At 36.2% G+C, this 13045-nt stretch carries 12 protein-coding genes and 1 pseudogene; 9 read left to right on the top strand and 4 right to left on the bottom strand.

What is annotated here, in order from left to right; translation table 11 throughout:
• Positions 1–552 precede the first annotated feature (552 nt).
• The 4 genes from BS1321_RS02735 to BS1321_RS02720 form a co-directional block, all read right to left on the bottom strand.
• Complete coding sequence (locus tag BS1321_RS02735; RefSeq protein ID WP_063236460.1) at positions 553–1911, bottom strand: TrkH family potassium uptake protein; 1359 nt, start codon at positions 1909–1911, stop codon at positions 553–555.
• An 807-nt stretch (positions 1912–2718) separates the two neighbouring features.
• Positions 2719–3084: a GntR family transcriptional regulator gene (locus BS1321_RS02730; protein WP_063236459.1), complete on the bottom strand. Its 366-nt coding sequence runs from the start codon at positions 3082–3084 to the stop codon at positions 2719–2721.
• Positions 3084–3737: an ABC-2 transporter permease gene (locus BS1321_RS02725; RefSeq protein ID WP_063236458.1), complete on the bottom strand. Its 654-nt coding sequence runs from the start codon at positions 3735–3737 to the stop codon at positions 3084–3086. The genes BS1321_RS02730 and BS1321_RS02725 overlap by 1 nt, the downstream gene beginning before the upstream one ends.
• Positions 3730–4584: an ABC transporter ATP-binding protein gene (locus tag BS1321_RS02720; protein ID WP_063236457.1), complete on the bottom strand. Its 855-nt coding sequence runs from the start codon at positions 4582–4584 to the stop codon at positions 3730–3732. Before BS1321_RS02720 ends, BS1321_RS02725 begins: the two co-directional genes overlap by 8 nt.
• Positions 4585–4812: 228 nt before the next feature.
• Here BS1321_RS02720 and BS1321_RS02715 point away from each other — a divergent pair.
• From BS1321_RS02715 to BS1321_RS02670, 9 genes and pseudogenes are all read left to right on the top strand, one after another.
• Positions 4813–5270: pseudogene (locus tag BS1321_RS02715) on the top strand (recombinase family protein); the annotation flags it as partial.
• A 336-nt stretch (positions 5271–5606) separates the two neighbouring features.
• Entirely contained in the window at positions 5607–5927 is a 321-nt protein-coding gene (locus tag BS1321_RS02710) for a PadR family transcriptional regulator (protein WP_063236456.1), read from the top strand.
• 4 nt (positions 5928–5931) lie between these two features.
• On the top strand, positions 5932–6309 hold the full coding sequence (locus BS1321_RS02705; RefSeq protein WP_063236455.1) for a DUF1048 domain-containing protein: 378 nt from the start codon (positions 5932–5934) through the stop codon (positions 6307–6309).
• Between the two features lie 18 nt (positions 6310–6327).
• Positions 6328–6672, top strand: a complete 345-nt coding sequence (locus BS1321_RS02700) for a DUF1048 domain-containing protein (RefSeq protein WP_063236454.1) — start codon at positions 6328–6330, stop codon at positions 6670–6672.
• Between the two features lie 119 nt (positions 6673–6791).
• Positions 6792–7184: a DUF2199 domain-containing protein gene (locus BS1321_RS02695; protein WP_081113110.1), complete on the top strand. Its 393-nt coding sequence runs from the start codon at positions 6792–6794 to the stop codon at positions 7182–7184.
• A 197-nt stretch (positions 7185–7381) separates the two neighbouring features.
• The gene (locus BS1321_RS02690) at positions 7382–8656 is read left to right on the top strand and encodes an IS110 family RNA-guided transposase (RefSeq protein WP_063236580.1); all 1275 of its coding nucleotides are present in this window, start codon (positions 7382–7384) and stop codon (positions 8654–8656) included.
• A gap of 427 nt (positions 8657–9083) precedes the next feature.
• Positions 9084–9938, top strand: coding sequence for a DUF5067 domain-containing protein (locus BS1321_RS02685; RefSeq protein ID WP_081113117.1), 855 nt, complete (start codon positions 9084–9086; stop codon positions 9936–9938).
• An 858-nt stretch (positions 9939–10796) separates the two neighbouring features.
• Complete coding sequence (locus tag BS1321_RS02675; protein ID WP_063236569.1) at positions 10797–11303, top strand: hypothetical protein; 507 nt, start codon at positions 10797–10799, stop codon at positions 11301–11303.
• Positions 11304–11767: 464 nt separating this feature from the next.
• A complete protein-coding gene (locus BS1321_RS02670) occupies positions 11768–12970 on the top strand; it encodes an IS110 family RNA-guided transposase (protein WP_094246568.1) in 1203 nt (400 codons plus the stop codon).
• Positions 12971–13045 lie beyond the last annotated feature (75 nt).

Raw genomic sequence — 13045 nt, 5'->3', positions numbered from 1 at the left:
TAATGACTGACACGTGCATATCCAAATTTCAACAAGAATCCCCCCTTATTAATGCCTTAACTATACCAAAAAGGGGGTAGAGATAAATATATTGGTATTTAGATTTTGGTTATATTTTTGGTTATGTATTTAAGTAGTTTTTGAGGTTTTTTGTCTGTCACTTTGACCGATAATTTGCGTATATTTTAAGTGTTATTTTGCACATCCAACTTTAAAACCCAGCTACCTTCACATGAGAAGATTAGTTGGGTTTCTTAATTATTTACATCCAATCATTTATAGAACGTTATGATCTGTTTAGTAAAAAAGTGACTGCTCATTATTCAACAATCGCGCCCATTTCGGAATAGAGTAACCGTGGCTTTTAACTTTACTACATTTTTATAATATGGGGATTTTTAACAATCATAGCAACAAAAATAATCTATTCAGTTGCAACTACACCACTATTTTGATACGGCTAATCATTTTTTATGTCTTCTTATTGCGGGTGGTAACAACTTTGCTGGTATTACTCCCATGCAGTAGGCACGGTGCTAGACCTACCCGATGTTAACCTGTAATAACTCTCTCTTTTGGATAATGATAATTATCTTCCTTATTGTCTTCTCCTCCGATGATAAAAAAGAAAGAAGTTAAACCAATTCTTCCAATAAACATTAAAATCATAAGAATACATTTCGCAAAAATACTAAGATCTGGGGTAATCCCCATGGATAAGCCTACTGTACCGAAGGCAGAGCAAACTTCCAAAAAAATAGCAATAAGCTGCTGCTGTTTATCGGAAATACTTATAGCAATAACTGATATGAAGCACATGACAATAGCTAATAACGTAATGGCAAATGATTTCATAATATCATACTGATGAAGTTCACGATTAAAGACTTTGATATCACGCTTTCCTTTCGCAAAGTTATAAATAAATAATAGATTTAAAGCGAGCGTAGTCGTCCTGATTCCACCGCCCATAGAATTGGGAGATCCGCCTATAAACATGAAAACACTCATAACTAGAAGTGTAGGCATTGAAAATTCTGTAATATCCATTGTAGTAAATCCGGTGCTTCTTGTAGTCGCTGATTGGAAAAAAGCATAAAAAAACGCTTTATGCCATGACACATCCTTAAAATAATGTTGAAATTCAAGTAGCAAAATAAGGATTGTCCCAATAACAAGAAGAATTCCGTATGTAATTGTCGTTAACTTTGTAAATAATGAAAAACGGAAAGGGTATTCACTATTTTTCCTAGATAAATATTCCTTCACTTCTATTAATACAGGAAACCCAATTGCTCCAATGATAATTTGTATAATCGTCATCAATTGTACAAAATAATCATTCGCATAAGGAATATAAGATTCTCCGGTTATATCCATACCAGCATTTGTCGTCGCGCAAACCGATGAAAATAGGCCTTGAAGAAATGCTTCCTTCCAAGTAGGATAATAATTCAAGAAATAAAATCCCAAAATGAGTCCTCCGAAAAGTTCAATAAAGAGAATCATCTTTAGAATATCCCGAACTAATCGAACGAGTCCTGATAATTCAAACTGATTATTGTCAATCATTATTAGACGCCGTTTTTTTAATCCAATTTTCTGGCCCAAAAGTATCCAAAAAAATGTGCTCATGGCCATAATGCCAATGCCCCCAAATTGTAACACGAGCATAATAATAAAATACCCAAATACGCTATAAGTTTCCGATATATTAAATATGGTCATACCTGTGTCAGTCACTACACTGACAGCCATGAAAACTTTATCAAAAAAAGACACTTCTACCCGAGGTTTATAAACCTCGGGTAGGCTAAATAGTAGAATTGATATAATAACTGCTAGTAAATAATAGCCTGTAATAATTTGGGCAGGCGAACGTTTTTCCAGCCAGACTCGTACTTTACTCACATTGCACCCCTTCAATTTTTCGTATTCCTTTTATTACTTAATCTTTTTGTTAAAAGACAGCTTGCCTTTAACTTTGTTTATATTATGTAGCTTTAAGTTTTTTTTATACAAAATAGGGGTAACACTCGAGGGCGAGAAAAACAGACAAAGGTTTTAAACTCATTCAGAAAAAAGCCATTTGTCAAAGTCATGATGCTACTTCCTTTAGTTACTTAGCCCTTAAAATTACTCCTGATGGAAATTATGTCCCTTAAGTGCTATTAGTTTAAGGCTTCACCCAAATGGCCCGATTGCTGGACAAAAATAAACACACACTTGCTTATCTGTTATTGTAGTTCATAAATAAAATTCTAAATTTATAGAATTTGTTCCAAAACTCGTGTATTATCGGTATTGAAAAAGGATCTTCATCGAAGATCCTTTTAGCTGTTTGTTCAATTAAATTCTTCGCAGATTAGTACCAACCAGTCATTCCTGAGGCTATACCCCAATTGATATAGCCTTTAGCCTTAGCTTTATACCCAGCACCATTATACACTTGAGCGGTATAACAGGAGGTTTGACCTTTCATTATCGCCCCTCGACTGCTCATTGTTCGGCAATTGCACCCGTTTGCGGAACATCTTAATTTTAAACAGAAACGGCATTTTGTCACCTGCTCATCCGATGTGAATTTTTTAAACAGTATATCTTTTAAAGTCTGAATGTTTATAACAAAGTTCGATCAAAAAATCTGTGCTGATTGCAGGATCTTTTTTGCTCAGCAATCGGGCCAAATTGCAGATGTCGTATGGCAGGTGTATTTTCTTAATAAACCTTCTTCATAAGCTCAAAAACCTCTTCTATGGTAAGGCCAAGGGATTTGTAATAAGAAGTGTCAACAACCATTTGCTTCATGATCATTTCATTACGTTTTTGAAGCATATCACCGGATGAGAGTTCGGCTACAAAACACCCTTTACCAGTTATAGTATAAATCAAATCACTTCGTTCAAGTTCTTCCCAAGCTTTTTTTATAGTGATAACACTAACACGCAATTCTTTGGCTGCTTGTCGTATTGGGGGTAAACTATAACCTTTTTCTATCTCACCCTTGAGAATTTTAGCGCTGATTTGTTCAAAAAGTTGCTGATAGATTGGTTTTTCAGATGTGTTTGAAATAGCTATGTTCATTAAATATCCACTTTCTCCAATCGTTTAATGGCTATATTGCAGGCTGCAATAGTGAATACTGTAAATATTGCAATTCCGGCAATCAGGATTGATATTTGAAGCGCTGTACTATCAGCACCAGAACCATTGAAAATGTCAAACACAAAAGAATTCTGGATTCCCAACCATTGTGCACCTCCGGAAAAAACCAAAGCAGCCGTAATGGATGCAGTCGCCGCAAGACCATATTTATACGCCGTTTTGTAATACATGGAGATAAAGAAAATGTTGAAGATTGCAAGCATGACAAAACACAGCCCCCAAAAACCCATATGTGGTGCGAAGAAATAGTAGTTCATATTCGGGTACAAGTGAATCGTGAACAAACCAAAGATCATTGCTATCACAATATGCAATAATTCCAGGATAACAATAACGGTTACCCTTGCCTTCACTATGTCTTTTCTGGATACAGGCATTGTCGTGGTAAATATTAGATCGTTCTGCGCTTTAAATTGAGCACAAATATTTGGCACCGAGATCCAGAAAAAATACTGAAGAACGATAAAATAAATCCAGCTGGGAATAAGCATTAAGGCGCCTGCAAAAAAAGGCAGTGCCAGAAACCAAGGATTTATGCCTAATTTTAAATCCTTCATCACTAAGTTATACATACATATCCTCCTTTTTCGCGAAATAAATCATGATTTCCTCGAGACTCGGTATGGTTGCTTTTATATCAGAAGAGGTATCGAAGTCGCATGAGCGGATCAATCCCGTAAAGCCGAATGAATTGATTTTATATGAAATCAACCTCTCTTTCACCTGGTTCAGCTGGGTTTCATTACCGTTCAGCAGGCGATAGGATTCCTTAAATTCTTCTTTTTCCGAGCTGTGGATGATTTGGCCGTTTTCGATAAAGGTAATTAAATCGGCGCATTTCTCCAAGTCAGATGTAATGTGCGTAGAGAAGAGAATGCTGATTTCACCATTTAATACGAGTTCTTGAAAAATATCCAACAAATCATCTCTTGCGACCGGATCGAGTCCGCTTGTTGGCTCATCGAGAATGAGAAGATTCGCACCATGGGACAAGGCAAGGGCTAAGCTGTACTTTACTTTCATTCCCTTTGACAAGTCGACGATTTTTTTGTTTTCGTCCAGCTTGAATCTTCTCAGATAGTTGTAATAGGTTTCATCATCCCAATTCTTATAGAACTTCTTGATCACATTGGTCAATTTCTTGATTTTGCTTCGAGTATAGAAATCGATGCCGCCAAATGCGAATCCGATGTCCTGTTTCAATTCGAGTTCATGTTCAGCCATGTTCTTGCCCAGAATGTGCACCTCGCCGCTTTCCAATTGAATCATATTCAAAATCGATTTGATGGTGGTTGTTTTTCCTGCGCCATTGGCACCGATAAAGCCCATAATATAACCCTTTTCCAGCTGAAACGATACATCCTTTAAATGAAAATCTCTATACTTTTTATTTAAACCTTTAACCTCTAAAGCGATCATATGACATCTCCCTTGTGTATATCGTATATGCACAATATATGCTATAGTGTGCAATAAGTTGTTGAAAAAAAACTTTATTTCAAAACTTCATTAGAGTTACTTAAATATTATTTCAACTCTCCATTATGTGCATAATCTGTTACTCAACAATATGATCCGTATGCTGAAAAAAATTAAAAACGCCTCTTTAGCTATCTGCTAATTTTTAATATTTGTTCCAAAACTCGTGCTAAATCTGACAGGAAAGAACTTGCTAAGGCGTTGGACTATTTAAGGGAAGGTGACAAGCTGGTTGTTTACAAGTTGGATAGATTAGCACGTTCCACCTTTGACCTACAAAAGATTGCTAAGGATTTAGAAGAACGTGGAATTTCGTTAGTTTTCATTAAGGAACAGATTGATTTTTCTACACCGAGCGGAAAGTTAATGTTTACTATGCTGGGGGCCATTGCTGAATTTGAACGTGATCTGATTAAGGATAGAACCACTGAGGGACGTGAAAGGGCAAAGGCACAGGGATACATTTGGGACGTAAAGGGAAGGACGAGAAGGAAGTTAAGAAGGCTTTAAAGCTGTATGATGAAAGAGAATCGAATGGAATAAGCGTAAATGATATAGCCAAAATGACAGGCATTCCACGTTCCACTATTTACGCTACAGTTAAAGAGATGACTAGCAATAGCTAATCGTCTTTTTTCTTGTGGCATTGTTGTAGTTTTAAAATAAAGTCGTACCGTTTATAAAAAAGATGTCACGATTTAAATAAAGTTTAATCGTTTATAAAAATGATAAACCGAAATCAATACTTGATTTTGGTTTTCCTTAATGAACTCCCTCAGTTTAATAGATAATGCTCAAGAATACCTTTTCTTACTCCGCATTTACAGCAAATCCTTTTGTATCTTTTAAATTTATAATTTTTTTAATGCACACTTGACACCCTTGCTACATAGTATTACAATATACCAGTACTTATTAATACTGAATATCTGTATAACTTGTTAGCTTAGGAGGTGTATGCTATGGAAAATTTAACAGAAATGCTCAAAGGTGTGTTGGAAGGTTGTGTGCTGGAAATTATCAGCCGGGGAGATTCTTACGGCTACGAGATTACCCGCCGCCTCAATGAAATGGGCTTTACAGAGGTTGTTGAGGGAACGGTCTACACCATTTTGGTGCGATTGGAAAAGAAAGAATTAGTGAATATCGAGAAAAAGCGTTCTGAAATGGGTCCTCCTCGCAAATTTTATTCATTAAATAATGCAGGACACGAGGAACTCGAACAATTTTGGAAAAAATGGAATTTTGTTTCATCAAAAATTAATATCCTAAAGGGGGAGTAATAATATGAAGAAATTTATAGAGCTAATCATTGGCGATTTAGAAAGCAAGAAGGAATACAAAGCATTTATGAAAAAAGTAAATTCCCTACCGAAAGATTATGTCTTTGTGTTCAAAAAGATTCAAAAGTACATGTGGAATTTCGGATATGGATTTGGTGAAGAAATCATCAATTTGTATGAACTGTTTGAAGCCAGTGCAGCAGAAGGCAAGCATGTGCTAGATGTTACCGGTGAAGACGTGGCGGCATTTGCCGACGAATTGATGGCTCTCTCAAAACTAGATGGAGAATCGGCGAGTATATTAGGAGGGCAAGTAGATTTGAAAAAAGAAATTGAGAGTAGAGTTGAAGAGCAAATAAAAATATGGACGAATAAAAAATAAGGTAGGAGGTTAAATACCATGGTAAATTTCATCAAAAAGATACTTGACGACAAAAAAGAATATAAAGAAATGATGGCGCGTGTGGAAGCTTTGCCAGGCGACTACCCAGAAGCCTATAAAAAAATCTGCAACTATATGTGGGGTTTCGCCTCTGGAAGCGGCATGGATATGCTGAGAGTCCAGTACGATCTCATTGATTTGTTTGAAGCTGGTGCGGCAGATGGCAAAGACGTATTGGAATTGACAGGTGAAGACGTGACAGCATTCGCCAATGGACTTATCGACCAAGCGAAAAGATGGGATGATAAGTTACGCAATAATTTGAACAAAAGCATTCTGAATCGTGTGGGTAAGAAAAAATAAGCGTTGAACAACCCAACTGAATAGATTTTTTGAAAACAAGCTGTTCAGTTATATTTTGAACAAGTAAGTAGTATAACTGATTATCTGTCAAATTCGAAGAACAAGAAAAACGAATTGAGATGCATGAAGATGTGTGTATTATTGATGATGAGTATTTCTTTATTCGTGGCTGTATTGAACTTCCAGTAATAGATGGGGAAGGTCCTTTTATTTGGGATGTTTGGGTTTCATTAAGTGAAACGAATTTTGATAAAATGATGGAGTATTGGGAAGTTGAAGGCAGAGAAAGGGATTTGAAACCAATGTTTGGTTGGCTGCAAACTTCTATTCCTTGTTATCCTGAAACATTAAACTTAAAAACAATGGTTCACACTCGCCCAATAGGTTTACGTCCTTCTATAGAATTAGAACCAACACAACACCCGTTATCCTTAGAGCAAAGAGAAGGACTTGGATTTAAAAGAATAAAGCAGATAGCAGAAGATTTGTGTAATGTAGAAGAAAAATTATAACTCAGCTTAATGAACTAACAGGTGCTTTAGCTGAAGATCGGAGCTGTCTTTAAGGCAGCTTTTTCTTATGCAACTAAAGGGTCAGGTTAGCATTCCTGTAGATCGTTAAATATCAGGTTTGAAAAAAATAGAGCCCCTCAGTAAGATACGAGTATAGAGTCCAATCTAACTCAGAGTCTTAAGGAGGAAGCCCTACTATGAATTTTAAAATGCAAGACAAACAAAATCAACTAATAGAAAGAATTTCCGATACACACCTTATTGTTGGTGTGGATATCGCTCAACAACTACACGTTGCAAGAGCAGTTAACTTCCGTGGAATTGTAGTTGGAGAGCCTCTTACATTTGAAAATAATGAAGAGGGGTTCCTTAAACTATTAAAATGGATTCATGATTTAAAAAGATTAAAAAACTTAGATGCAGCAATAGTAGGTATGGAGCCTACAGGCCATTACTGGATTAACCTTTCAAAATGGTTATATAACCAAAACATTGAGGTTGTAACAGTCAATCCCCACTTAGTAAAAAGGAATAAAGAGAATCGTGATAATACCCAATCTAAGAGTGATAAAAAAGATGCGCTCGTTATCGCGGATATGGTCAAAAACGGCTACTATTCCTTTATTCGCCCATCATCAGAATCATTTGAGAAGCTTAGAGTTCTAATGTCTAATCGTGATGTGATTGTTAAACGTCTCGTGATGTCTATTAATCAAGTAAATCGATGGGTGGATGTGGTCTTTCCTGAACTCAGACAAGTGTTTAAAGATGTAACGTGCAAAGGGGCGATCGCAACCCTTCGTTTATTTCCTACACCGGATGAAATATCTTCACTAGAAACACTAGATGTCATGAGGGGTTGGAAGTCTTTAATGAAACGACAACCAGGACCCAAGAAGGCTCAATTACTAATCAATCTAGCAAAATCCTCTATTGGGACCGGACAAGCTCTTGATGCTTATAAATTCCATTTAGAACAATTATTAGAGGAATATGACCTCGCTGTCAAACAACTCGAAAGAGTTGAACAACAAGTTAAAGAAGTTCTCTACAAAATACCATTTGCAAAAAAACTACTTATGATTAAAGGAATAAGTGAAATTTCATTAGCCGGGATACTGGGTGAATCAGGAGATCTAAGTGGTTTCTCTCACGGAAACTCTCTATTGCGGCATGCGGGATTACATCTAGCTGAAGCAAGTTCAGGCAAATGGAAAGGTCAGATTGTCATTTCAAAGCGTGGAAGGTCAAGACTACGACGATTCCTCTACTTAGCAACTATGAGCCTTGTGATGAATAACCCTGAGTTTAAGGCCGTCCATTCCCATAATGTGAAGGTAAAGAAGATAAAGAAAATGAAATCAATCATGAAACTCATAGGTAAACTAGCAAGGATTTTTGTAGGAATAGCACGACGAAACGAGTCTTATTGTCCAAATAAAGTCCAAGTATTAATCCCATTAGCAGCATAGAAATAAAACATTAGTTATATAGAATGTATCATTCAAAATAGTTAACTTTAATTTTGAATGTTGTCTTATTCGTAGGATTTCAAATATGTACGAGTACCAGGTTTCTTAAACAAAAGGGCACAGTGACCCATCAGGTTAGCATAACTGGCCTCCACCCCTTGGATAGGCATGACGAAGGAATGAGAGGGCGATTGACCCGTTGAGACATGGGAGGGAAAGCCTCCAGGGGCGGCATGGAGATGTACATTATATGGTAAAATGTGGAGTGGTAACTGACTCCTTTATTTAACTATGCCTTCACGAAGCCTAACTTATCTGAACTCATTTCATTTACCCGTAAGTCTAATTACAAGGGGTATGAAATCCTGCGAATAAGTGAGCATTCGAGAGATATTCGCATCAAACTGAGGGAGTTTAACAAGGTTAATTGGGAAATGGTGAAAATATGAAACAATATGATGTTGTAAGGATAATTAAAGATGATCCCAATAATGAGTTTACTAAAGGACAAGTAGGCACTATCCTAGAGGTTTATGAGGATAACAATTATGAAGTAGAGATTGCTGATAAAGATGGGATAACTCTATTCTTGGATGCAATATCAGGAGATTACTTACAACAAAAAAGGTGGAATAATATAGAAAACATTAGGACTATATTCACAAAAAAAGTTACACTAATAATAATCAAATTAAAACATAAGGAGAAATGTAACATGATGAAAAAAACTTTAATATTAATTTCTGCACTAACACTATCTATAATTGCTGGTTGTGGCAATCAAGAAGAAGGAACGAAAAATGGTTCTGATTCTGCAAATAAAGAAGCAACTACAGAAAATACAAATGAAGAAAAAGAGACGAATAATGATCTCTATTTCAAAGATAATGAAGCAAAATTAAATGACTTAAAAATTAAAATTACAGAAACTAAAGTTATTCAAGCTGGTGAAAAAGGAAATGAATATGGTGAAAAACCTGTATTTGCAATTTGGTATGAAACAACTAATTTAAGTGATAAAGAGATTGACCCTACTACTGGATGGACGGCAGTATTTGAAGCAGTACAAGACAATGATCCTAATGCAGTCAATACTCTTGAAGTTGGTGGCCTTCCAGATGACCAATTTCTCGATTCTCAATTAGAAACAATTAAAAAAGATGGTACAGTTAAAAATGCAGTAGCTTATGAATTAGATGATTTAGAAACACCTGTAACATTAATTGCTACACAAGGTATTGGTGGCGATAAATTAGGTGAACAAACTTTTAATATTAAATAAACGTTTTAAATCTGTTTAAAAAACACTTACATTTGTAAGTGTTTTTTTTGCTAATTGATCCCAAAATTAAAGCAGCAGGATGGCAATAAAGTCAAATACAACGTGAATATAAAGTTTCAGCATGGCGACTCATTTTGATGAAAAAAGGAAGAGGTGAGAGTCCAAAATCTGCGGACTATTTGCTACGCTATCGTTCTTCTAGGTGCTGTATTTTCTGAATATAAAGTTTTTTACTAACAGGTGCTTTAGTTGATTAAGGATCAAAAAATGATCAATCTTTTTTATAAAATACAAGAAGATTAAAAAAATAAGTTGTGTTCGAAAAAGGGGAGGGTATAGATATTGCCTTCCCCTTTGTGTTTACAGATAAATTTATATGACTGTATTGTTTATAATGTACTCGATTTTGTATCTCAAAACAGTTAGAGATTGCATTGGTGCGGTTTTGAGTGGATTAATAACTCTATGTACTCAAATTCATGTCCCCAATGTACTTATCTTTGTGTCTTCGTACAGCTTGTTAGGTATTTTTTTATCAAACTTATTTTCAAAGCTTCACAGGCGGCTATTTCTAACAAACATTAAAGGACCGTCAATAGACCTGTTTTTTTGTACGAAAGAAGGATAGCCACCAAGTTTCGACGAATATATCAATATACTTTTTGGAGGTGTTGATATGGCGATTTGTTGTGGAGAGTGTCACGTTGAATTAAAGAGTGATGATTATGTCACATTAGATGAATTTAGCACGATGAGGCACACATATTGCGGTTATGATCTTATTGCCGATCTGATCAAAGACATTGGGACTTATCGAAATATCAAAACAAAGTATTGGTTTTCCCGTGAGCGCACTAAATGAAAATCGGGGAAATCTTGGAGTTAATTAAAACTGATACACCAGCGAATATTGCCAAAAAGGCTGATGTTCATCTTTCAGAAAAATTACTAAGAAAAGCATTGAAAAAAGCTGGTTATGAGTATAGAAATTCAGGCGAAAAAGGCTGGTATTTCGTTGGTGAAGGTGACGAGGAAACGGTACAAGAGCAGCTTATTTATGACTTTGCAACAGAAGGAAAAGCAAAAGCGAACGTTTCAACTAATGTAAATAAAGAACCTATTAACGATACCAACCAACGTTCTAACGTTGGCATAAAACGTGGTAAAGAACAGCTCAAACAAGCGAACGAACAATCAGCACCAACCATAGAACGAACCAACGTTATAAGAAAACGTTCTTCATTCGATATGGATGTTGAACTTATGAAGGAACTAAAAATACAAGCAATCATTCATGATAGGACGGTTTATGAACTAGTTGAAAGTGCCGTAAGGCACTATTTAGCTGAATTAAAGGGAAAATGATGTGGCTTTGAAATAAAGTCACGATGTTTATAATAAAGTTACACCGTTTTACCCCTTTGGATAATATCCTCTAAAGGGGTGTTTTTATGTCCAAAAGATAGAGTACATCTGAAATTTAAAAATGGATCAAGGGAATTTTTGAGTGGTAATAGAGGTGTTCCATTAAAGGGCGCGATTCTTTAATAAGAATCGCTTTTCTTAATGAACTAACGGGTGCGTTCGTATTATAAGGTTGACCAGTAAAAATTACTGGTTGACCTTTTTTTAATAGAATCTATTATATCAGTAGCCAGAGTAGGACGTACGGGTGCGTGGGACTTGATCCCGTGAACTAAACTGTCCGCCCCCTACTTGTAGAAACATGTTTGAGGCTGGTTGGGACGTAGATCTCGTATAACAAGCGAAGCTATGACACTACATGGAGGACTAGGGGTACTGGTTAGTAAGTAGAGGAGGAAAAAACAATGAATCCAGTTGTTGGTCTGGATGTGGCAAAAGAAGAGAGCCAAGTACAGGCATTTTTAGACCAATCTAAACCGTATGGGAAGAGCTTTTCAATGAAGCATACCAAGGAGGAATTGGATCAATTTTTAGACTTTCTAAAAGAAGTTGAAGAGGTGGCAGGGCAGATGCCTATGGTCATTTTAGAATCTACAGGGCATTACCATTCTCCCGTTATTCAATACTTGGAGGAACAAGGGATTCTATATATCTTACTAAATCCGATTATTTCTTATCAGGCAAAGAAGTCCAGTTTGCGGAAGGTAAAAACGGACGCAATCGATGCGTACCAGTTGTGTGTGCTGTATTACAAGGAGGATTTTGAACCTCATAAAATTAGAGGAATTCAGCTTTTAGACCTTCGTAATTTGTCAAGACAACAGGAAATCGTAACGAATATGTATGTGGAGGCTAAACTTCAGTTTCACACCATTTTAGATCAGGTGTTTCCTGAATACCGAAAGGTTTTTGGGGATCTATATTCGAAGGTTTCTTTATTGATGTTAAAGGAATATCCTACTTCAGAGGCGGTATTAACGGCCGGAGAAAGTAGACTAGCAGAGAGTGTAATAGAGTTCTGTTCTAGCAGATCGGGTGAATGGGCATGGGAAAAAGCAAAAAAAATAATGGATTCCGCATCTCGAAATCCATTTCAAAAAAACGTGTATGAAAGTCACGTAATCAATCTTCGTATGTATATTGAGTTGCTTTTTCATTACCAGGGACACCTTTCTGATTTGGAAGATCGTATAGTGGCCCTGGCAAATGAAATGGAAGAATATAAGATCATCCAATCGATTCCCGGTATAGGAGAAAAAATCGCAGCAACGATTATCTCTGAAATTGGTGAAATCGATCGGTTTAATCATCCGAAAAAACTGGTTGCCTTCGCTGGAGTGGATCCAAGTGTTCACTCATCGGGTAAGTTTACGGCAACCATTAATCGTATTACCAAAAGGGGTTCGAGCAGACTACGTCATTCTCTGTATCTTGCCGTACTATGCGGCATAAGAAGTTCAAGGAACAAAAAGCTTAAAGCATTCTATGATAAGAAAAAATCAGAAGGAAAACCTGCCAAAGTGTCAATCGTTGCCTGTATGAATAAGTTGCTTCATTGGATTTATGCTTTATTAAGCAGAAAAGAAACGTTCCTAGATTTAGCCTAATTAACGGTTTTGTGAAACAGAGAAAAATCCTTCCAAAAGGGTTTTGGAGGGTTATTTGGCATGGCCAAAAATAGT

Origin of the sequence: Peribacillus simplex NBRC 15720 = DSM 1321 (assembly GCF_002243645.1) — a bacterium.
Classification (GTDB): Bacteria; Bacillota; Bacilli; order Bacillales; family DSM-1321; genus Peribacillus; species Peribacillus simplex.
The sequence above is the reverse complement of the archived record's forward strand: the minus strand, read 5'-3'. Positions and strand labels throughout refer to the sequence as shown.

Bases quoted from the DNA above. Each gene is read 5' to 3' on its own strand.
- BS1321_RS02720 (WP_063236457.1), bottom strand. From the start codon at position 4,584: ATGATCGCTTTAGAGGTTAAAGGTTTAAATAAAAAGTATAGAGATTTT.
- BS1321_RS02675 (WP_063236569.1), top strand. From the start codon at position 10,797: ATGAAAATCGGGGAAATCTTGGAGTTAATTAAAACTGATACACCAGCG.
- BS1321_RS02705 (WP_063236455.1), top strand. From the start codon at position 5,932: ATGAAGAAATTTATAGAGCTAATCATTGGCGATTTAGAAAGCAAGAAG.
- BS1321_RS02725 (WP_063236458.1), bottom strand. From the start codon at position 3,737: ATGTATAACTTAGTGATGAAGGATTTAAAATTAGGCATAAATCCTTGG.
- BS1321_RS02695 (WP_081113110.1), top strand. From the start codon at position 6,792: ATGCATGAAGATGTGTGTATTATTGATGATGAGTATTTCTTTATTCGT.
- BS1321_RS02710 (WP_063236456.1), top strand. From the start codon at position 5,607: ATGGAAAATTTAACAGAAATGCTCAAAGGTGTGTTGGAAGGTTGTGTG.
- BS1321_RS02730 (WP_063236459.1), bottom strand. From the start codon at position 3,084: ATGAACATAGCTATTTCAAACACATCTGAAAAACCAATCTATCAGCAA.
- BS1321_RS02700 (WP_063236454.1), top strand. From the start codon at position 6,328: ATGGTAAATTTCATCAAAAAGATACTTGACGACAAAAAAGAATATAAA.
- BS1321_RS02690 (WP_063236580.1), top strand. From the start codon at position 7,382: ATGAATTTTAAAATGCAAGACAAACAAAATCAACTAATAGAAAGAATT.
- BS1321_RS02670 (WP_094246568.1), top strand. From the start codon at position 11,768: ATGAATCCAGTTGTTGGTCTGGATGTGGCAAAAGAAGAGAGCCAAGTA.